Raw genomic sequence first — 19,496 nt, 5'->3', positions numbered from 1 at the left:
CTTAGCAGACAGGATCAACCAACGGCTCTGATGCAAAGAAGGCGCGTAGATTATCAACGACCTTCAGCCCCATAGCGGTTCGTGTTTCCAAAGTTGCCGAGCCCAGATGCGGCAGTAACACTGTATGTGGCGCTGTCAAAATATCAGGGTTGATATTTGGCTCGCCCTGAAACACATCAAGGCCAGCACCGCCGATAGATCCCGCATTCAACGCCTTTACAAGGGCACTTTCATCGATCACATCACCACGCGCCGTATTGATAATAACCGCATCAGATGGCATCGCATCAAACGCGGCCGCATTCATGATTTCGAACGTATCAGGACTGGCGGCGCAATGCAGGCTGACAATATCAGCCGCCGCACACACATCAACAACCGACGCCATTTGCACAGCATTGATATCAGCACAATCATCGACCTTTGAACGGTTATAAAATACCACTTTCATGCCAAAGCCCAGCGCACAACGACGCGCTACGGCCTTGCCGATACGTCCCATTCCAATAATACCCAGCGTTTTACCACTTAATTGCCGCCCCATCAGATGCGTTGGACGCCAGCCAGCCCAGTTACCACCACGCAATTCGCGTTCGCCTTCACCAGCACGACGCGCCAACATTAACATCAATGTCATCGTGATATCGGCAGTAGCATCCGTCAACACGCCTGGCGTGTTGCTGACCGGAATCGATGCCGCCTTACACGCTTCGATATCAATATGATTAACACCAACACCATAATTGGCGACAAATTTGCCTTTGCCTGCCGCGCCTGCCTCTATGATCTCGGCAGTGATGGTATCGGATACGGTTGGCGCCAGCGCGTCATGGCTGGCAAAACCATCAGCGATTTGCTGTGTCGTCAGCGGCACATCTTCACTGTTGAATGTTGGGGTGAAATATTTAGACAAGGCCGCCTCGGCATCTGCCGGCCAGCGTCGTGTCACGAAAATCGTTGGTTTTGTAATATCGCTCATAGGTTACTATGCGATATTGCATGGCCATATTCAAAGTTTTTTACGAGCTTGGACTCTAAACAAAAGATAGCGTCTTAAACGTAATCCAGCGCGTGAATAAGTTGGATATAGTAAAAGCGCGGCATCACTGACACCGCGCTTTATGACTCTGCCTATCGGCCTGTATAATGATTACAATCTTGGGTTTCTTAGCCTTCTTCGCCTATTTCGGATACTCCATCTGCTGGGGGAGCTGGGTCTTGATCATCGCCCTCAAGTTCATTGAGTCTGGCTTGAACTTGATCACAGACGCTTCCGCCGCCACCATTTACACAATCTGCGTAACTGCTAAACCTCATCAATGCGTCCATGCCGCCTTCAATGTCACTAATCGCGGCAATCTCGGCATTGATATCGTCAAGCAATTCACCTTCCAGCGATTCTTCCAGATAGGCGTTCATATCGGCAAGCTGCTGTGTATCCAGCCCGCCAAGGCTATCACTGATCGCCTGAATATTCGCCAGATCGATGCCTGTTTCACTGGCGACTTGCTTGAGATCGTCCAGAGTGGCTTGATCAAGTGAGGCTAGTCCACCATCAGAAATGACTTTCGCAAGGTCAACATCAGATTCCTCACCAAGCTCTTTAACCGCTTGCACGCTTTCCATCGTCAAACCTTCGACGCCGGAAAGATTCTCGACAACTTTATCCCCGATATGCTCAAGACGCTCGTCATTACCCAAAGGCGCAAGATCCTTGGTAGGCACAAAGGTGACCGTGTCATCGACGATAACAAAGACGTTATTACCAACAACGCCTGCTGGCTTGTCGTCATCTTTGGCATTGGCAATGATATTTTCCAGATTTTCGGGACTTGCCCCGACATACATATTCCCATCAGGGCCCAGAACCTCACCTGATTTGAACGTCAGGGCTTGTGCGCCAGCCGATAAAGAAACAGCGACGCCCAAAATAGCCATAAAAATTTTAGTCATATCGACTCCTATAAAGATATTCGTTACATCAGAAAGCCGCGCTTCCTGAATTAGAAAATCGATATATAAGGCCGTTAACCATTCCCTCGCAGATCGCTAACGCAGGAGTGGAAATCGCATTAAATATGGCGTCTTAGAGTTGTAAAAACTCCAATATTCACTGAAAAAGGCGCCATCTAGCGATGACGCCTTTCTTATTAACTTGCGAATCAGATGATCAGCCTGGAATTTTACCAAGCACACCTTCGAGATAATAGTTCATGCCCCATAGGCCACCATCATCAAGCGCTTCCCCCGCGCCAATGACCGTATTACCTTCATTATCCTTCAATGGGCCAGTAAAGATGTTCATGCCACCTTTGATCTTATCCGCTGCTCCTTGGGCTTTGGCAGCAACATCGGCAGGCATATTTTCAAACGGTGTCAGCACCAGATAATCATCAGCCATACCTTTCCAGGTGTTACCTGCCCAGTGATCAGGGCCTTCGCCAGTTGACCATGAACCATCCATGAGCTGTTCGATTTTACTAATATAGTAAGGTGTCCAGTTATTAACCGAGCTGAATAGCTGGGCTTTTGGCGCAAAGGCTTTCATATCGCTTGACTGGCCAAAGCCGAATACACCGGCTTTTTCGGCTGTCTGCAACATGGCTGGGCTATCTGTATGCTGTGCCAGAATATCGGCACCCTCGGCAATATGAACCTTGGCGGCATCGGCTTCCTTAACCGGATCGTACCAGCTGCTGACCCAGATGATTGACATTTCAGCATTCGGATTCACTTCGCGCAGACCCGCCGCAAAGGCGTTGATACCCTGAATAACTTCGGGAATCGGGAATGATGCAATATAACCAATACGGTTTGATTTCGTCATCATGCCAGCCACGACACCCTGAACATAGCGGCCTTCATAGAAACGGATATTCCCTGTTGCCATATTCGTACTGCGCTTATAGCCGGTAATATGCTCAAATTTCACATCTGGAAATTCCTTGGCGACCTTTAGCGTGGGGTCCATATAGCCAAAGGATGTTGTGAAAATGATCTTATTACCCTGGCGTGCTAATTCGCGAACAACGCGCGTTGCATCGGGGCCTTCTGGCACATTCTCGACATAGGATGTCTCGACCTTGTCACCAAAATGCGCTTCGACTTCCTGACGCGCGACTTCATGCGCATAGGTCCAGCCATGGTCACCCGGATTGGTCAGATAGACAAAACCAACCTTTACCGGCTCGGCAAACGCACCTGCGCTCCCCATTACGGCGGTGGCAAGACCCGCCATCAATATCATTAAAAATTTTCTCATTTTTTTCTCCTCTTTAGTGGGGGTAAACCATACCTATTTTCCAACGTGGAAAATCCGCCCCAAACATGCTGGCGAATTGGCCAGCGCAAATTCACGATTCCGCGAAATCAAAACCAGAACAACGATCGTCGAGATATATGGCAACATGGCCAAAATCTGTGACGGCGTTGTCCATCCACGCGCCTGTCCTGCTAACTGCATAATGGTGATACCGCCAAAGATCAGCGCCCCTAAAAAGACGCGCCACGGCAACCAGGATGCAAACACGACCAGAGCCAGAGCAATCCAGCCACGCCCCGCGGTCATGCCTTCGGCCCAATGCGGTGTCAGCACCAGCGGTAGATAGGCGCCGCCTAACCCTGCCATCATGCCGCCAAACAGCACGGCAATCAATCGTACAAATAATACCGGATAACCAAGCGCATGTGCACTGTCATGATTATCACCAACAGCACGCAAAACCAGCCCTGCCCGCGTATGCTTTAAAAACCATGCAATCAGCGCAACCATAACCACCGCAGAATAGGCCATGATATCATGCTGGAACAATAACACGCCAAGCACCGGAATATCGGCCAGAACGGGAATCGGCAATTGCGGCAGACCATCGATCGCCTTGCCGACCAATGGCGCCCCGACAAGACCTGACAGGCCAGTGCCAAAAATCGTTAAGGCCAGCCCTGTTGCCACCTGATTCGTCGCCAGACCAAGCACAAAAATTGCAAAAATGAAAGCTGTCAGCGCGCCAGCCAGACCACCAGCGATGATACCCATATAGGCATTGCCCGTAACCATCACTGCGGCAAAGGCCGACACCGCGCCCATCAGCATCATGCCTTCAACACCCAGATTTAGCACCCCGCTTCGTTCGGCAATCAACTCGCCTGAAGCCGCAAAAACAAGCGGTACCGACGTCAGCAATATAGTCAGAATCAACTGTTCCATTATGCCTCCTTATTCGCCGTATCAGCCTGCCCACCTAATAGGGCTGGCCATCTTACCGCCACATGGAACCGGTTGAACGTCTCGCCAGCTAGTAGCATGAACAGCAGAATACCCTTGAACACGCCAGTCACGACTTTCGGCATGCCAAGTGCTATCTGTGCCGAATCGCCGCCAAGTTCGGCAAGCGCCACAACTAGTCCGGCAATAATAACTGCTAAGGGATTAAGCCGCGCCAGAAACGCCACAATGATCGCGGTAAAGCCGTAACCGAATGAAATATTCGGCTGTAGCTGACCTATATTTGCCGACACTTCAATCATACCAGCCAGTCCGGCTGTTGCCCCCGAAACCCCCAGCACGGCAATGGTTGTCATCGCCGGACTAAAACCGGCAAACACGCCTGCACGCGGGGCATCGCCCATAACCTTGACCTGAAACCCGGCCAATGTGCGCGACAGCACAACCCATGCTGCCACCGATAATAACAACGCCCCGAACACGCCCCAATGAAGCTGGCCAAGTGTGCCGACACCCGGAATCTTCACAAGGCTAATCAGCGCCGCATCTTCATACATTTTGGTCAGTGGAAATCCGAATGACATCGGGTCACGCCACGGCCCCCGCACCAGCCAATCAATGAATAACGCCCCGACATAGGTCAGCATCAAAGACACCAGAATTTCATTGGTGTTAAAGCGCACCTTCAGCAAGGCCGGAATCATCGCCCATAACAGCCCACCAATCATGGCGGCTATAACCATCGCAGGCATCATCAGATAGGTTGGTAAATCAGGATATGTCAGCGCCACCCAGCCGGAAAACACCGCCCCTAATATCAATTGCCCCTCGGCACCGATATTCCAGACATTGGCGCGGTAACAGAATACCAGACCACATGCGATCACAATCAGCGGGCAGGCTTTGACAAACAAATCGGCTATCTGATCAGGCCGCGAGACGGGGGCGACAAAAAATTGATATAAAGCTGCACCCGGGTTGTAACCCAGAAGCGCAAAAATAACCGCACCAATGACCAGCGTCATGGCAATCGCAAGCACCGGTATCCCCAATGTCATAGCCAGAGAGATTGACTTACGAGGCGTCAGCGTAATCATGACGCGCTCCTTTTGCTTGATTTCGGGTGTCCTAATTTCGGGGAGGCTCGTTTTGACACCGATTTCGACTTTGACGTGTCTGTGACCGTGTCCTGCATACCACCCATCAGCAAACCAACGCCTTCGGCTGTCATATCACCTGCATCCACGGCGGCCGATAGCATACCGTCATGAAGCACGCTGATTTTGTGTGAAATGGCAAAAATTTCTTCCAGGTCCTGCGATAGCATAATCACCGCCGAACCGGCGGCAGCCAGATCAAGCATCGCTTTGCGAATGAATATCGCCGCCCCAACATCAACGCCCCAGGTCGGTTGCGACACAATCAGAACCTGTGGTGCCTTGATAATTTCACGGCCAACAACAAATTTCTGCAAATTACCACCCGATAGCGATGACGCCATTGGATCATCTTCTGGGGTGCGCACGTCAAAAGAACCGATGATCTGGGCGGCACGACGTTGCAAAAAGCTGAAATCGATCATGTTGCGGTCAATGGCACCATCCAGCGAATGCGCGGTCAGCAAGGTGTTTTCCGATAATGTCATACCCGTAACCGCCGCATGTCCATTACGTTCTTCGGGTACAAAGCCCAGACCGGCAAGCCGACGCTGGGCGGGGCCAAGCTGCGAGACATCCTTGCCGTCAATTTTGATGATATTGCGTTCACGCGGGCACCATTCCCCCATCAAGCTCGCCATCAATTCATCCTGTCCATTTCCGGCAATGCCCGCAATACCCAGAATTTCTCCACTTCTGGCAGCAATCGAAACATCACGAAGCGTGGTGGCAAACGGGCTATGTTTGGGACGGTTTAGCCCCTCGACAGTGAAAATGACCTTCCCCTTTGGGTTGGCTTTTTGGCGGGTCACATTCTGAACTTTAGCACCCACCATCATTTCAGCAAGCTGGCGGCTGGATTTTGACTTAGTGTCAACCGAACCAACATTTTGCCCACGCCGCAATACCGTTGCGCGCGATGTCAATGCTTTGATCTCGTCAAGCTTGTGCGAAATGAACAGAACCGCCATGCCATTATCACGAAACCGCCGCAACACGGTAAATAGCTGGTCAGTTTCTTGCGGCGTCAGCACCGATGTTGGCTCATCCATAATCAGCAGGGACGGATCTTGTAAAAGACAGCGCATAATTTCAACACGTTGCTGCTCACCAACGGATAAATTATGGATTCGGGCATAGGGATCAACGCTAATGCCATATTCTTGGGAAATCTGGCGCACACGGTTGGCCAGATCATCACTATGCTCACCCGCAGGCAAGGCCAACTGGATATTTTCGACAACGGTCAGCGCGGCAAATAGCGAAAAATGCTGGAACACCATGCCAATACCCATATCACGGGCATGTTGCGGGCCATTAATCGTGACCGGCTGGCCACGCCATGTGATACGGCCGGCATCAGGCTGCATCAGCCCGTAAATCATTTTCACAAAGGTAGATTTGCCAGCACCATTTTCGCCCAGCAAGGCATGAATCTCACCAGCACGAATGGTAAAATCAACATGGTCGTTCGCTGTAAAATCACCAAATCTCTTGGTCACCTTTTCAGCTTCAAGCAACACTGAACCCATGTCCGTTTCGGTCGTTATATTCAAGGTGACTCAACCCCATTAAAGGTGCGTTTGATTTTCGCAGAAAAATGACAAACAGTGCATAAACCTAATGTCATCAGAGGTGAAAAGTAAAGGATATATCCAAGCAATTATCCTGTTCAAAACAATAAACCGGCCTCATCATTGATGAAGCCGGCATTATTCATTTTTAGCGATTCAAGATCGGCTATCGAGTGAATTCAGGATAAGATTCCATACCCAATTCGGCATTATCCAGACCAGCGATTTCATCTTCTTCGCTAACCCGAACACCCATCACCATCTTTAGTGCCATCCACACGACATATGACACGACGAATGTGAACACACCAACAATGATGATACTGGTGATCTGCGTTCCGAAGTTGGCATCACTATTTGTCAGCGGCACAGCAAGCGTACCCCAGATACCAGCGATCAAATGCACGGGGATCGCACCGACAACATCGTCAATCTTCAGCTTGTCTAGGAATGGCACCGCAAAGACCACGATCACACCACCGAAAGCACCGATCATCGTCGCCACACCAAGAGTTGGTGTCAAAGGTTCAGCCGTGATCGAAACCAGACCCGCCAAAGCACCGTTCAGAACCATTGTCAGATCAACTTTCTTATAAAAAACCTGGGTCAGGATCAAAGCCGCAATCGAACCACCGGCAGCCGCCGCATTTGTATTGGCAAAGATACGCGATACATCGGCAACATCACCAATAGTACCCATCGCCAGCTGCGATCCACCATTAAAGCCAAACCAGCCAAGCCACAGGATAAAGGTACCCAATGTCGCAAGCGGCAGATTTGCACCTGGCATCGGGATCACCCGGCCATCTTTATATTTACCCGTACGCGCACCGATTACCAAGGCACCGGCAAGCGCCGCCCAGCCACCAACTGAATGCACGACGGTTGAGCCAGCAAAATCGAGGAAACCCATTTCGTCAAGGAAACCACCGCCCCATTTCCAGCTTGCCTGTAGCGGATAGATAAAGGCAGTCAGGATCAGCGTAAAGACAAGGAAAGGCCACAGCTTGACACGTTCAGCAACTGTACCTGAAACGATCGAGGCTGTTGCCGCACAGAACATAAGCTGGAAGAAGTAGTCCGAACCTGTTGTTGCATAGCTAATGTCATCAGCGCCTTCAGCCGTAATACCAACAGCTTCCATAACCGCTACAGCCGGGAACAAACCCGAGAAATAGCCTTCAACTGACCAGTCACCTAATGGATACATCAAATTGTAACCCATCAAATAATATCCAACGGCGGCAATCGAGAATAACGCCATATTTTTAGTCAACTGCATTGTTGTGTTTTTGGCACGCACAAGGCCTGCCTCCAACATACAAAAACCACAAGCCATGAACATGACCAGAAAACCGGCCATCAAGAACAGAACCGAATTCAAGATATAGACACCATGTTCAGGTAACTCCTGAGCAAACGCCATCGTCGGCAAGGCAACAGCTGCAACAGTGGCAACCGCTACGCCTAGAATTTTATTGTAATTACGCATTAGAAACTCCCTTTTCTTACAGAGCATCAACACCGGTTTCACCGGTGCGAATGCGCATTGCATCTTCAAGATTCAAAATGAAAATTTTGCCGTCGCCGATCTTGCCTGTAGCGCTGACACTCTTGATCGCTTCAACCGCCTTGTCTGCCATTTCAGCAGAGACAGCGAGCTCGATCTTTACCTTGGGCAGGAAATGAACTGTATATTCAGCACCGCGATAAATTTCGCTTTTGCCTTTCTGCCGTCCATATCCCTGAACTTCACTGGACGTCAGCCCTTCTACACCAACAGCTACCAATGCTTCATGCACCGCCGTGAGCCGACTTGGTTGAATAATTGCCACAATATATTTCATACTCAATCCTTCCTTGGGCCGGTCGCTTTGCTTGGGCGCGACGCCCCCTCCTGTAAATCATCTTGGAACATTCGGTTTTGAATGCACCCACGATAAGCGCCTTCATACAGACGCAAGTGAGTTACTAACCAACTATGCTGAAAAAAAATTCTGCTCATTTTGCATTATGGTGATGCGTTTTTTGCATCACCATGTTATTTAGCGGGGTCTAATACACGATCAGTTGACGATACAGGCAGGCAGGAGACCAACCCGATGCGGCATATGACCAATTTGCGCTTTATAGACGCTGTCGCGCGTGAAAAATCGATCCGTAAAGCGGCTGAAAAACTAGCCATCACCTCAACGGCCTTGAATCGCCGGATCCTGCAGGTAGAAGATGAGCTTGGGCAACCTCTTTTCGAAAGACTGCCCAGCGGGGTGCGTCTGAACACGGCAGGTGAATTATTTGTCCAGCATGTCCGTAACCAGATCGCCGACCTAGCCCGTGTTCAATCCCAGATATCGGATTTAACTGGCGTCCGCCGTGGTCATGTCAAGATTGCTGGCGGTGCCGATGTGCTGCGATTTTTCCTGCCTGAATTGGTGGCGCATTATCGAGGCCAGCATAATGCTGTTACCTTTGAATTATTGCGCCAATATGGCGATGCTGCCGAGGCGTCACTGCTATCGCTTGATGCTGACCTTGCTTTTGTTTTTGCCCCCGTGCGCACCACTGATTTTCAGGTCATCGCCACCGCCCGTCAGACCGTGCATTGTTTGATGTCAGCATCACATCCGCTTGCCAAAAAGGACGTTATTCGTCTGCGCGATTGCATTGATGTGCCTGCCATCTTGCCAACGGCCAAAAGCGGCGTGCGGCAACTGCTTGATGTCGGGCAGATGAAACGCAACATCAAGATGAATACAATCATCGAATCCGATAGTTTTGAATTTATGCAGAATTATCTTGTGCATGAACATGCCATTTCATTCCAGATTCCGATCAGCCTAGAGCCCGGCATCACTTCGAATGAAACAAAGCTGGAATCTGATATTGTGGCGCGCCCCTTTGATATTGACGATGTGCCAGCTGGCATATTACATATTGGCCAGTTAAAAGGCCGTGTTCTGCCTGTCGCAGCGGCGAAATTCCTCGACAACATCATTCACGAGCTTGGCCAGCGCTATCCGGATGATTTTAATCAATAAGCACCATTACAAGTATCACCTATCGATATTTAACTTATAGATAGCCATATAGCCATCTAGATTTTTAGGCGTATAGTCGCTAAATTGTGGCATTGTTTTGAACTAAATTCAGACACGATCAGGATAGATAAATGACGAATGCAGCCCCCCTACCTGCCTATTTGATCCAGCGTTTTCAGGGATGGAAAGCAACCAAATTTGTCGAAAACAAGGTTTGGTACAAACATCTTGCTGAAGAAGGCCAGCATCCGCGCGCGATGGTTATTTCATGTTGTGATAGCCGCGTTCATGTGACTGCCATGTTCGGTTCTGATACGGGCGAATTCTTCATTCACCGCAATGTTGCCAATCTGGTGCCACCCTATTCACCAACAGGCGATTATCATGGCACCTCGGCGGCGGTTGAATATGCGGTCACAAGCCTGGGGGTTGCGCATATCATTGTTCTGGGTCATTCGGGATGCGGCGGCGTCAATGGCTGTCACCAGATGTGTTCGGGCAAGGCACCCCAACTCGAAGAAAGCACCAGCTTTGTTGGGCGCTGGATGGATATCCTGCGTCCTGGCTTTGAGCGCGTTAAGCATCTGGAAACCGAAGAGCAACAAATTGCCGCACTGGAACGCGAAGGTGTTTTGGTGTCACTGGAAAATCTTATGAGCTTTCCCTTTGTCAAACATGCTGTCGAGAATGATACGCTGTCACTGCATGGCCTTTGGAATGATATTGGTGAAGGCGATCTGTATTTTTATAATGAAAAAAATGGTGACTTCGAACAGGTCACCTGATTGTCGCTAGGCATATTGTCCTGCCACATAGCCTGATGACCATGCCCATTGGAAATTATAGCCGCCAAGATGGCCTGTCACATCAACAACCTCGCCGATGAAATACAGCCCGTCAATCTGGCGCGCTTGCATGGTTTTTGATGACAGATCATCGGTATCAACACCGCCCAGCGTCACCTCGGCAGTCCGATAACCTTCGGTGCCATTTGGCAGAACCTGCCAATCATTCACAGCCATACCCAATATTGTCAGCTTTTTATCCGGTATATCGGCCAGCCTTCCCGCACTGTCATGAAGCGCGCAAAACAGGCTCGCCAGCCGTTTGGGCATGAATTCGGACAGGATCGTCTGGGCATCCTGTTTTGGATGGCTACGCTTTTTGTCAGTCATCACATTGCGCATATCATGAGCTGGTGCCAGATTGACCGAAAGCGTCTGGCCGACGTCCCAATAGGATGAAATCTGTAAAATCGATGGCCCACTCAGGCCGCGATGTGTGAATAACAGCCCTTCGGCAAATTGTGTCTTGCCACATTGCACTTCGGCCTCAACCGATAAGCCTGATATGTCCTTGCATCGTGCTAACAGCTCGGCGGCGAATGTCAAAGGCACCAGCCCCGCGCTTGTCTGGCGGATCCCAAGCCCGAACTGGCGCGCAATATCATAACCAAAGCCGGTGGCACCAATTTTCGGAATCGACAGGCCGCCGCTGGCAATCACCAGTGATTCTGCGTCATAGGTGCCCCGATCCGACACGATCTCGTATCTGCCTTGCGGTGTCTTGGCAACCGCCTCAATATGCGTTTCGCTGGTGACCGTAACACCTGCATCAGCACATTCATCGAGTAGCATAGTGATAATATCCTGCGCCGATTCATCACAGAATAGCTGACCTAGTTTCTTTTCGTGATAGGCAATGCCATGCTTTTCGACAAGCGCCACAAAATCATGTTGCGAATATTGCTGCAACGCCGATTTCATGAAATGCGGGTTATGCGACAGAAACGCATCTGGACTGGTATATCGATTGGTGAAATTACACCGCCCACCACCCGAAATACGGATTTTCTCGGCAATCTTGCGCGCGTGGTCCAGCACAACGACCTGACGGCCGCGCTTGCCTGCCGCAATCGCACACATCAATCCGGCGGCTCCAGCCCCGATAATCACCACATCATAAGAAAAACGCATTAGTTTATACCTTGAAAATTCATACCCTAATCGGTCTTTTTCGCGTAAAGCTATCATACCTAAACACGCAACCGGGTGAAGCCTTCGATGCAATGGGTCGTCTATATTCTTAAATGTGCCGATAATAGCCTCTATACCGGCATCACCAATGATCTGGATGCCCGCATTACCGCACATAGTGCCGGACTTGGGGCAAAATATACCAAGGGACGCGGCCCCTTTGTGCTAGTCTATCATGAAACCTGTCAAGACCGAAGCCATGCCAGCCAGCGTGAATATGCCATCAAAGCCCTGTCGCGTGATGTCAAACTGGCTTTATGCGCTGGCTATAAAGGGTGAAACATCAATCAAGCAGGCCGATTTCACGTGCGCCCCATCTTCAGCCTTGCTAGACATAATCAGACAAATTTAGTCAGAGGGTTACATGAAAATTGATATCGTTCTTGTTGGCGGCATTGGCTTCCTGCTTCTTGTGGGCGCACTTTATCTTGCCTCGGTTTTCGTCAGCAAAAGCAACTTGTCAGAGCGCGCCAAACGGATTCTGCATTATGCTGGTTTTGCCACCGTCATCATCGCCTGTATTTTGATGTTTGACTGGTACAGCAAGACCTATATGGCACAACTGGCTAGCTGACGATTTTATCGAGTGCCGCGGCAAAATTGGCAACTGTGCGCTCGCAATTATGTAGCTTATCGAGGCCGAACAGCCCAATACGGAAGCTTTTATAATCCGGCCCCTCGCCACATTCCAATGGCACACCGGCGGCAATTTGCACCCCACAAGCGGCAAATTTGCTACCATTTTTCAGATTGTCATCATCGGTGAAACTGACAACAACCGATGGCGCCTGAAATCCGGATGCAGCCACCGAACGAAAGCCCCGGCTTTCCAGCAGGCTGCGGATCGCCGCACCAAGATCAATCTGCTCTTGTCGGGTTTTTTCAAAACCATAGGCTTCGGTTTCCAGCAAGGCATCGCGGAATGTGGCCAGCGCGTCGGTTGGCATAGTCGCATGATAGGCATGGCCACCATTTTCATAGGTTTCCATTATGCCTAGCCATTTCTTCAGATCGCAGACATAGCTGGCAGCATTGGTATCTTCGATTTTTTCGCGTGCCGTTTGCGACAGCATGACCAGTCCGCTACAAGGTGATGCGCTCCAGCCCTTTTGCGGGGCGCTCAACAAAACATCGACCCCACAGGCTTGCATATCAACCCACAAGGCACCTGACGCCACACAATCAAGCACGAATAACCCACCAACCGCATGTACCGCATCGGACACGGCGCGGATATAATCATCCGGCAAGATCATGCCGGCAGATGTTTCCACATGCGGGGCAAACACCACCGCCGGTTTTTCACGCGCGATCTGTGCACAGACATCATCAATAGCATGTGGCGCAAAGGGCGTCTGGCGGTTATCACCATCGCCATCCTGTTGCCGCGCCGCCACCAGCACCGTGCTGCTTTTGGCAATTTTGCCTTTCTCCAGAATCTCACTCCAGCGGAAACTGAACCAGCCATTGCGGATAATCATCACATGCTGGTCATCGGCAAATTGCCGCGCGATCGCTTCCATACCATAGGTGCCACCACCCGGAATGGCGATCACCGAATGCGCGTTATAGGCCCGCTTGAGTGCACCGGAAATATCCCGCATCACAGCCTGAAATTTACTAGACATTGAATTTAACGAACGGTCAGTGAACACGACTGAATATTCAAGCAATCCATCGGGATCAATATCGGGCAATAAGGCTGGCATGATGGGTCTCCGTCATAAAGAATAAGGGGAAAACAAAGTTAACCCTAGGACGCATCTATCGGCAAACAAATAACAGCCTTTGCCCACATTAACGTTTCTTTAAATGTTTCTTGTTATTCTCATCCTTAAAGATAGGTGGAGGACAGGTATCATGCGCACTCATTTTACAACCGCCCTGCAAAGCGTCATGCCCACGCATATTACGCATCTGACAGTCTGGCGCGCGATTACGGCGCTTTTGATCGCCCTGCCCCTGATTGTCCTGCCCCTTGCCAGCACCAGCGCCACCGCCGGACAGGTTGGCGACAGGGATTTTCTACTCGATTGCACTTTTGACAAATATAATAATAACACCAATTATTCTGCCAAATTTGCCAAAGGCTGGATTCCCCCATGGCAAAAACACCGCATTGTCGGCGACCAGATTTTCTTTCAGAGCTATTATGCAAAGCTCAAAGGCAAAATCACCAAGCGCAATGATGAACGCATCGAATGGACATATCTGGAACGCCCCAAAGACAAGCACGGCAAATCCTATGATGCCAAACGTATCTACAGCTATTTCTTCACCACCAACAAAATCGCCAGCCGTATGGAATTTGGAACAGGTTATACGCATATCGGATATGTCTGGGGCACATGCGATGAAATCGTCAATGGCAAGACTCTATCACAAACCAAAGACAAGACGACAAAGACACGTGATAAAAAAAGAGACAAAATAGATAAGCCGTTTTTGCCCATCAACATGAATGACTGGCGCACAATTCGGGGAAGTGGCGGCTCGGTACTAAAGTATCATAAAAAACATGATGCCATCCTGTTTACATCGACGAATCCATGGTTTGAAGCTGTTCATGCCAAACTTGCACGCTTACCCAAAGCCAACCTCAGATATGCAATTTATTGGGCTAATGAAAATGTATTTGATCTGACAGGGTACAAGCATTTTAACTACGGCAAGCCGGACAAAATTGAAGCCACTACATATAAAGGCATAAAATACATAATGGTTCTGGACTCGGAACTTGACCGCATTCATGACAACAGAAAGACATTCATGCAGATATCAATGCGGTTTGAAGACAGTGGTGAATGGTTTTCATCTGACACAGTTTTGAGATAGCGGCATTAGAGGCAGATAGGATACACGACCGAATATATTTTCAATTTTTGTTAATTAGGTGCAAAATCGCCTATGCCAAACACAACAGCTTATCTGATCTATGACGTTTTCACCGACACGCCGTTTGGTGGCAATCCATTGGCTATTTTTACGCATGGCGAAGATATAGCGTCGCACCATATGCAGGCAATCGCCCGCGAAATGAATCTGTCGGAAACCGTGTTTCTGTTTGCACCAACATCCGATCATGCAACAGCGCATCTGCGGATATTTATGCCCAATGGCGAACTCCCCTTTGCAGGTCATCCAACAATCGGCAGCATTGCCGCGCTAGCTGATAGCGGCCTTGTTCCTGATGATGGCCGTGATTTTCATCTCACCTGCGAAGCTGGCACGATTATATGTAGTTTTGATAACGATACCAGAATCGCCAAAGCCATCGCACCTGTTTTGCCTTATGCTGTTGGCACCGCCCCTGCACGTGCCGAAATAGCAAAGGCAACTGGTCTGACAGATCAGGATTTTGTCAACCCACCCATTAATAATCTATGGTCATCGGGACCACGCTTTGCTTTTGCCGAAGTCAAAACAACTGATACGCTTCATGCCATTGACATTAATTCATCGTGTTTTACGCCTATCGGCAGCGGCCAGATGATTGATGCGGCACTGATCGTATTTTGTCTTGCCGCGTATGACGATAACATTATCCACGTGCGCTCTTTCTCACCATCCGAGGGCATTGCAGAAGACCCCGCGACAGGTTCGGCCGCCGTTGCATTATCGGGTTTGCTTCACGCAAAGGGGCTATTGCCGAATGGACAGAAAAGAATTTTGATTCATCAGGGCATGAAGATGGGACGCCCCAGCCAGATCATGCTCACCACAATCGTTGAGAATGAAACCCTAATCGAGGTCAGCATAGCTGGTGCGGCGGTAAGGATGGCCGAGGGCAGATTTTTAGTGCCAGATGAGGCCAGCCACCCCCACTAGCCAGACTTTGCCGGCACCCCAAAAATCCAGCCTTCGCGCTTGGCGTGTTCCACCCTCTGCCAATAAGCGGCATGCGGCGCGAAAAACCGTAATGCCGCCGCCGCGATCATGGCATCGGCTTCGTCGGCATCACGCCCGCGCGGGGCATAATCTGGCGAAACGCCATCACTATCATAGGCACCCAGCGCGTCCGACATAAAACCGGAATCTCGTGCCGCCTTATTCGCCGGATCAAAGCCAGCGCGATGAAAATGATAGCTTGGGAAAATTTCCACCAGCGTCAATCGCGATGCCGTCACCGCGTCCAGATCATCGAATGGCCACATCGCCACCTGCGCGCCAAGTTGTTTTTTAAGCTGATGCAACAGGCGCATCCCTGCCATCGAACCGGTGGCCACATTATCGGCACCAACCGCCTTGAATGTCGGCGATGGGCTACGCCCGGCTTCACGGCAGGCTGTTTCGGCAAGACGACGACGTGATTGATAGAATGGCGCCCCCTTGCCATAGACTGGCGGTGCCAGATAATAATCGCCCCACGGTTCAGTGGTGAACATCGCGCCACCATAAAGATGCAGATTATCTTTATTCACTGTCTCGACAAGCTGCCATAAATCGGCGGCGTTTGCAGGTGACATATCCTGACCGGGGAAATAGCTATCCTGATCGTGAAACGGATGCGCAAAGGCAAAATCGATTCCCACCAGAATTGACCCGATGCCCGACGATACCAGATCGATAAGATAATCGCGAACCGCTTCGCGGCTCCAGTCTGTGCTATCAGTTGGATATATCCCAACAGGCGCGCCCCGTCCGGGCGCGGCTATTGCAAGTTGGATACCTTGATGCGTTGCACCTTTGGCACCTGACCAGTCAATCCCGACAAAATGCTGCCAGTCGTTAGCGGGTGCCTTGCCCTCCTCCATAGCTGGATTCACTTTTTTACAGAAAGGCGAGCCAGAAGATCAGCCGCCGTCGGGCTCATCCCCGCAGGTATGGTGCCTGCCTTCAGATGCGCTTCAAACGAGGTTGCCATCTCCTTGCCCAGTTCGACCCCCCATTGGTCAAAGCTGTTCACATCCCATAAAAAGCCACTGACAATCGTCACATGCTCATATAAAGCCAGCAATCGCCCCAGCGCAAATGGCGTTGTCTGATCCCAGCTCATCACTGTTGATGGCCGCCCACCGGCAAAATTCTTATGTGGCAGTTCGGCATTTTCGCGGCCAAGTGCCAAAGCTTCGGCTTGTGCCAACGCATTCACCATTAATACCTGATGGCTATCCTGCCAGTTATCATCTGGCCAGCTATTGGCCATATGCAACCCCACCGGATGACGCGGAAACAGAATATCAAGCGGCACAATATCACGCCCTTGATGCAACGCCTGAAAGAAGGAATGCTGACATCCGGTGCCAGCTTCGCCCCAGATCACCGGCGCTGTCGCATAATCAAGTGCCGCGCCATCACGCGATACTGATTTACCATTCGATTCCATTTCCAGCTGTTGTGCCCAGGCTGGCACCCGCGCCAGACGCTGGTCATAAGGCATGATGCCATGCGTTGGATAACCCAGAAAATTACGGTTCCAGACACGCAAAAGCCCCAGCAGAACAGGTATATTCTTGGCCAGCGGCATGGTCTTGAAATGCGTATCCATCGATGCGCCGCCATCCAGAAAGGACGCAAAGTGATCCGCGCCAATCGCCAGCATCACCGGCAAACCGACCGCCGACCACAGCGAATAACGTCCCCCAACACCAGCTTCAAAATCAAATATCTGTGCTGAATCAATACCCCAGTCAGCCGCCTTATCCGCCGCCGCGGTCACCGCCGCCATCTGGCTATTGCTGTCACCACCACCCATATCAAGCCATGCTTGCGCCAATCGCGCATTGCGCATGGTTTCTGCCGTGGTAAAGGTTTTGGACGTTACAATCACCAGACTGCGCAGCGCGGCACATCTGGCCAGCACATCATGCAAATGGCTGGGGTCAACATTCGAAACATAATGCACGCGGGCACCCGACGCAAAAGGTGCCAGTGCCATCGCCACCATCGCTGGTCCCAGATCCGACCCGCCGATACCAATATTGATAATGTCGTCATAGACATCTGCAGTGCGGGTGGCTTCGGCAAAATCCACCATCTTTTGATAGCGTGCGCTTGTGCGTGTTGCCGGACTGCGTAATGTGGCATGCACAACAGGCCGGTTTTCACTTTTATTGATCGCTTCACCGGCAAACATGGCATCGCGCTTTTCGGCAATATTGGCATCCTCAGCCAGCCCCAGAAGCGCCTCAAATGCCGCCATATCAATATGCTGGCGCGCGATATCAACTTCCAGATCATCGCTGGCAAAAACAAGTTGCCGCGCCCGCGCCGCATCATGTATCAGATCGGCCAGCTTGATATCGCCAAGCCGTCTGGCATGATCGCGCAAGGTTGCATAGGATTTTGTCTGGGTAAGCATGAAACGCTCCGCATAGGTAATGAGACAGCTACTGGCTTTATTCATAGCCAGCATCCGCTTTATCATAGCTAGCTATTATAGGGCATGATATGACCATGCGGCTAGCGAAAGAATATGTATTATATATGCGTTTGTTGATGTTTTGGAGTATCTGGCGTGACGGATGATGTAATTTTCGACCTCGTAATCATTGGCGCGGGCATTTCCGGCCTTGCCGCCGCCAGAGCTGCGCATAAGACTGGCCAGCATGTGGTGGTGATTGACAAGGGGCGCCGGATTGGCGGACGCGTATCGACGCGCCGTGCCGATGGCTTCACCTTTAACCACGGGGCACAATTCATCACCGCCAAAGGTGATAGCTTCAGCGCGGTTCTACAGCTAGCCGAAAATGCTGGCGCGCTGGCGCGCTGGCAGATTGCCGATGATAAAGACGCCTTTGCCGGATCACCGACCATGCGTGATCTGCCTGTCTTTATGGGTCAGGGGCTGGATATTCGTCAGGATATGGAAATCGCCAGCATCATGCCGCACCCGCTAACTGGCACCAATAACAATGGCTTATGTCTGACCGACAAAAACGGTACCAATCTATTGACCCGCAAGCTCATCATCACCGCACCGGCACCCCAAACAGCGCGGCTTTTACGCCCTATCGAACCATTCATGGCCGCCCTTGCCGATACGGCGCTTTATGCCCCCTGTTGGACAGTCATGCTGGGCTTTGACACCATGCCTATCATGCCCGCATTGCCCATCCGCCAGCGTGACGGCATCATTGGCTGGGCTGGGTTGGAACAGATGCGTCCACAGGCCAATTACCAAAAGGCCGATCAAACCCATCCCGCCATTACGATTCAGGCTAGTGCCGACTGGAGCCAGGCTTGGATCGAGGCCAGCAAGGATGATGTTATCGCCGCGCTTTATGATGCGCTTGCCAGCATTGAGGGCGTGTATTTACCAGACCCGATCATGTCAGCCGCGCATCGCTGGCTTTATGCCAAGGTCATCCAGCCTGCCACCATTGATACCAGCATCGCCCCGCATGGGATCACTAATGCAAATCGCTCCATCGCCATGGCAGGTGACTGGCTTGGCGGCGCCCGTGTTGAACACGCCTATGATAGTGGATTGGCGGCCTTAACCGCATTAGGATATAAGGTCTGAA

Annotated in this window: 19 protein-coding genes; 7 read left to right on the top strand and 12 right to left on the bottom strand. The window is 50.8% G+C overall.

What is annotated here, in order from left to right:
- Window position 1: 1 nt before the first annotated feature.
- The 8 genes from SAR116_RS12645 to SAR116_RS12610 all read right to left on the bottom strand — a co-directional run bounded on the left by SAR116_RS12645 (window position 2) and on the right by SAR116_RS12610 (window position 8,803).
- Window positions 2–970: a 2-hydroxyacid dehydrogenase gene (locus tag SAR116_RS12645; RefSeq protein WP_041861520.1), complete on the bottom strand. Its 969-nt coding sequence runs from the start codon at window positions 968–970 to the stop codon at window positions 2–4.
- Window positions 971–1,167: 197 nt separating this feature from the next.
- Window positions 1,168–1,953 (bottom strand): hypothetical protein, encoded by a 786-nt coding sequence (locus SAR116_RS12640; RefSeq protein ID WP_013047339.1) that lies wholly within the window; start codon window positions 1,951–1,953, stop codon window positions 1,168–1,170.
- Window positions 1,954–2,170: 217 nt separating this feature from the next.
- The gene (locus SAR116_RS12635) at window positions 2,171–3,262 is read right to left on the bottom strand and encodes a BMP family ABC transporter substrate-binding protein (protein ID WP_013047338.1); all 1,092 of its coding nucleotides are present in this window, start codon (window positions 3,260–3,262) and stop codon (window positions 2,171–2,173) included.
- 33 nt (window positions 3,263–3,295) lie between these two features.
- Window positions 3,296–4,207, bottom strand: coding sequence for an ABC transporter permease (locus SAR116_RS12630; RefSeq protein WP_013047337.1), 912 nt, complete (start codon window positions 4,205–4,207; stop codon window positions 3,296–3,298).
- Window positions 4,207–5,322: an ABC transporter permease gene (locus SAR116_RS12625; RefSeq protein WP_013047336.1), complete on the bottom strand. Its 1,116-nt coding sequence runs from the start codon at window positions 5,320–5,322 to the stop codon at window positions 4,207–4,209. Before SAR116_RS12625 ends, SAR116_RS12630 begins: the two co-directional genes overlap by 1 nt.
- On the bottom strand, window positions 5,319–6,938 hold the full coding sequence (locus SAR116_RS12620) for an ABC transporter ATP-binding protein (RefSeq protein WP_013047335.1): 1,620 nt from the start codon (window positions 6,936–6,938) through the stop codon (window positions 5,319–5,321). Before SAR116_RS12620 ends, SAR116_RS12625 begins: the two co-directional genes overlap by 4 nt.
- A 184-nt stretch (window positions 6,939–7,122) precedes the next feature.
- Window positions 7,123–8,448 carry an ammonium transporter AmtB gene (locus SAR116_RS12615; RefSeq protein WP_013047334.1) on the bottom strand — a complete coding sequence of 442 codons (1,326 nt, stop codon included), beginning with the start codon at window positions 8,446–8,448 and terminating at the stop codon, window positions 7,123–7,125.
- Between the two features lie 16 nt (window positions 8,449–8,464).
- The gene (locus SAR116_RS12610; RefSeq protein ID WP_013047333.1) at window positions 8,465–8,803 is read right to left on the bottom strand and encodes a P-II family nitrogen regulator; all 339 of its coding nucleotides are present in this window, start codon (window positions 8,801–8,803) and stop codon (window positions 8,465–8,467) included.
- A 255-nt stretch (window positions 8,804–9,058) separates the two neighbouring features.
- On the opposite strand from SAR116_RS12610, the gene SAR116_RS12605 reads away from it, so the two are divergent.
- Both SAR116_RS12605 and SAR116_RS12600 read left to right on the top strand, forming a co-directional pair.
- Window positions 9,059–9,994: a LysR family transcriptional regulator gene (locus SAR116_RS12605; RefSeq protein WP_013047332.1), complete on the top strand. Its 936-nt coding sequence runs from the start codon at window positions 9,059–9,061 to the stop codon at window positions 9,992–9,994.
- 131 nt (window positions 9,995–10,125) lie between these two features.
- Entirely contained in the window at window positions 10,126–10,779 is a 654-nt protein-coding gene (locus SAR116_RS12600) for a carbonic anhydrase (RefSeq protein ID WP_013047331.1), read from the top strand.
- Window positions 10,780–10,785: 6 nt separating this feature from the next.
- Here the strand turns inward: SAR116_RS12600 and SAR116_RS12595 are convergent, their stop codons facing one another.
- Window positions 10,786–11,970 (bottom strand): BaiN/RdsA family NAD(P)/FAD-dependent oxidoreductase, encoded by a 1,185-nt coding sequence (locus SAR116_RS12595; protein WP_013047330.1) that lies wholly within the window; start codon window positions 11,968–11,970, stop codon window positions 10,786–10,788.
- An 87-nt stretch (window positions 11,971–12,057) separates the two neighbouring features.
- On the opposite strand from SAR116_RS12595, the gene SAR116_RS12590 reads away from it, so the two are divergent.
- Together SAR116_RS12590 and SAR116_RS12585 are read left to right on the top strand one after the other, a co-directional pair.
- Window positions 12,058–12,309: a GIY-YIG nuclease family protein gene (locus SAR116_RS12590; RefSeq protein WP_013047329.1), complete on the top strand. Its 252-nt coding sequence runs from the start codon at window positions 12,058–12,060 to the stop codon at window positions 12,307–12,309.
- Window positions 12,310–12,394: 85 nt separating this feature from the next.
- Complete coding sequence (locus tag SAR116_RS12585) at window positions 12,395–12,604, top strand: hypothetical protein (protein WP_013047328.1); 210 nt, start codon at window positions 12,395–12,397, stop codon at window positions 12,602–12,604.
- Here the strand turns inward: SAR116_RS12585 and SAR116_RS12580 are convergent.
- Complete coding sequence (locus tag SAR116_RS12580) at window positions 12,597–13,739, bottom strand: aminotransferase class V-fold PLP-dependent enzyme (protein WP_013047327.1); 1,143 nt, start codon at window positions 13,737–13,739, stop codon at window positions 12,597–12,599. The two genes, SAR116_RS12585 and SAR116_RS12580, sit on opposite strands and share 8 nt — an antisense overlap.
- A gap of 151 nt (window positions 13,740–13,890) precedes the next feature.
- Between SAR116_RS12580 and SAR116_RS12575 the strand changes: the two genes are divergently transcribed.
- Together SAR116_RS12575 and SAR116_RS12570 are read left to right on the top strand one after the other, a co-directional pair.
- Complete coding sequence (locus SAR116_RS12575; RefSeq protein WP_013047326.1) at window positions 13,891–14,865, top strand: hypothetical protein; 975 nt, start codon at window positions 13,891–13,893, stop codon at window positions 14,863–14,865.
- Between the two features lie 72 nt (window positions 14,866–14,937).
- Window positions 14,938–15,858 (top strand): PhzF family protein, encoded by a 921-nt coding sequence (locus SAR116_RS12570; protein ID WP_013047325.1) that lies wholly within the window; start codon window positions 14,938–14,940, stop codon window positions 15,856–15,858.
- On the opposite strand, the gene SAR116_RS12565 is transcribed toward SAR116_RS12570, so the two are convergent.
- Window positions 15,855–16,784 carry a hypothetical protein gene (locus SAR116_RS12565; RefSeq protein ID WP_013047324.1) on the bottom strand — a complete coding sequence of 310 codons (930 nt, stop codon included), beginning with the start codon at window positions 16,782–16,784 and terminating at the stop codon, window positions 15,855–15,857. The genes SAR116_RS12570 and SAR116_RS12565 overlap by 4 nt on opposite strands.
- An 8-nt stretch (window positions 16,785–16,792) precedes the next feature.
- A complete protein-coding gene (gene pgi, locus SAR116_RS12560; RefSeq protein WP_190275453.1) occupies window positions 16,793–18,376 on the bottom strand; it encodes a glucose-6-phosphate isomerase in 1,584 nt (527 codons plus the stop codon).
- A 111-nt stretch (window positions 18,377–18,487) separates the two neighbouring features.
- On the opposite strand from pgi, the gene SAR116_RS12555 reads away from it, so the two are divergent.
- Complete coding sequence (locus tag SAR116_RS12555; RefSeq protein WP_013047322.1) at window positions 18,488–19,495, top strand: NAD(P)/FAD-dependent oxidoreductase; 1,008 nt, start codon at window positions 18,488–18,490, stop codon at window positions 19,493–19,495.
- The last annotated feature ends 1 nt before the right edge of the window (window position 19,496 follow it).

Source organism: Candidatus Puniceispirillum marinum IMCC1322, from assembly GCF_000024465.1.
Lineage (GTDB): Bacteria > Pseudomonadota > Alphaproteobacteria > Puniceispirillales > Puniceispirillaceae > Puniceispirillum > Puniceispirillum marinum.
This window is presented reverse-complemented; position numbering and strand designations above follow the sequence as displayed.

Coding starts and splice junctions, on each gene's coding strand:
- SAR116_RS12640 (WP_013047339.1), bottom strand. CDS start 1,953: ATGACTAAAATTTTTATGGCTATTTTGGGCGTCGCTGTTTCTTTATCG.
- SAR116_RS12635 (WP_013047338.1), bottom strand. CDS start 3,262: ATGAGAAAATTTTTAATGATATTGATGGCGGGTCTTGCCACCGCCGTA.
- SAR116_RS12630 (WP_013047337.1), bottom strand. CDS start 4,207: ATGGAACAGTTGATTCTGACTATATTGCTGACGTCGGTACCGCTTGTT.
- SAR116_RS12625 (WP_013047336.1), bottom strand. CDS start 5,322: ATGATTACGCTGACGCCTCGTAAGTCAATCTCTCTGGCTATGACATTG.
- SAR116_RS12615 (WP_013047334.1), bottom strand. CDS start 8,448: ATGCGTAATTACAATAAAATTCTAGGCGTAGCGGTTGCCACTGTTGCA.
- SAR116_RS12610 (WP_013047333.1), bottom strand. CDS start 8,803: ATGAAATATATTGTGGCAATTATTCAACCAAGTCGGCTCACGGCGGTG.
- SAR116_RS12605 (WP_013047332.1), top strand. CDS start 9,059: ATGCGGCATATGACCAATTTGCGCTTTATAGACGCTGTCGCGCGTGAA.
- SAR116_RS12600 (WP_013047331.1), top strand. CDS start 10,126: ATGACGAATGCAGCCCCCCTACCTGCCTATTTGATCCAGCGTTTTCAG.
- SAR116_RS12595 (WP_013047330.1), bottom strand. CDS start 11,970: ATGCGTTTTTCTTATGATGTGGTGATTATCGGGGCTGGAGCCGCCGGA.
- SAR116_RS12590 (WP_013047329.1), top strand. CDS start 12,058: ATGCAATGGGTCGTCTATATTCTTAAATGTGCCGATAATAGCCTCTAT.
- SAR116_RS12585 (WP_013047328.1), top strand. CDS start 12,395: ATGAAAATTGATATCGTTCTTGTTGGCGGCATTGGCTTCCTGCTTCTT.
- SAR116_RS12580 (WP_013047327.1), bottom strand. CDS start 13,739: ATGCCAGCCTTATTGCCCGATATTGATCCCGATGGATTGCTTGAATAT.
- SAR116_RS12575 (WP_013047326.1), top strand. CDS start 13,891: ATGCGCACTCATTTTACAACCGCCCTGCAAAGCGTCATGCCCACGCAT.
- SAR116_RS12570 (WP_013047325.1), top strand. CDS start 14,938: ATGCCAAACACAACAGCTTATCTGATCTATGACGTTTTCACCGACACG.
- SAR116_RS12565 (WP_013047324.1), bottom strand. CDS start 16,784: ATGGAGGAGGGCAAGGCACCCGCTAACGACTGGCAGCATTTTGTCGGG.
- pgi (WP_190275453.1), bottom strand. CDS start 18,376: ATGAATAAAGCCAGTAGCTGTCTCATTACCTATGCGGAGCGTTTCATG.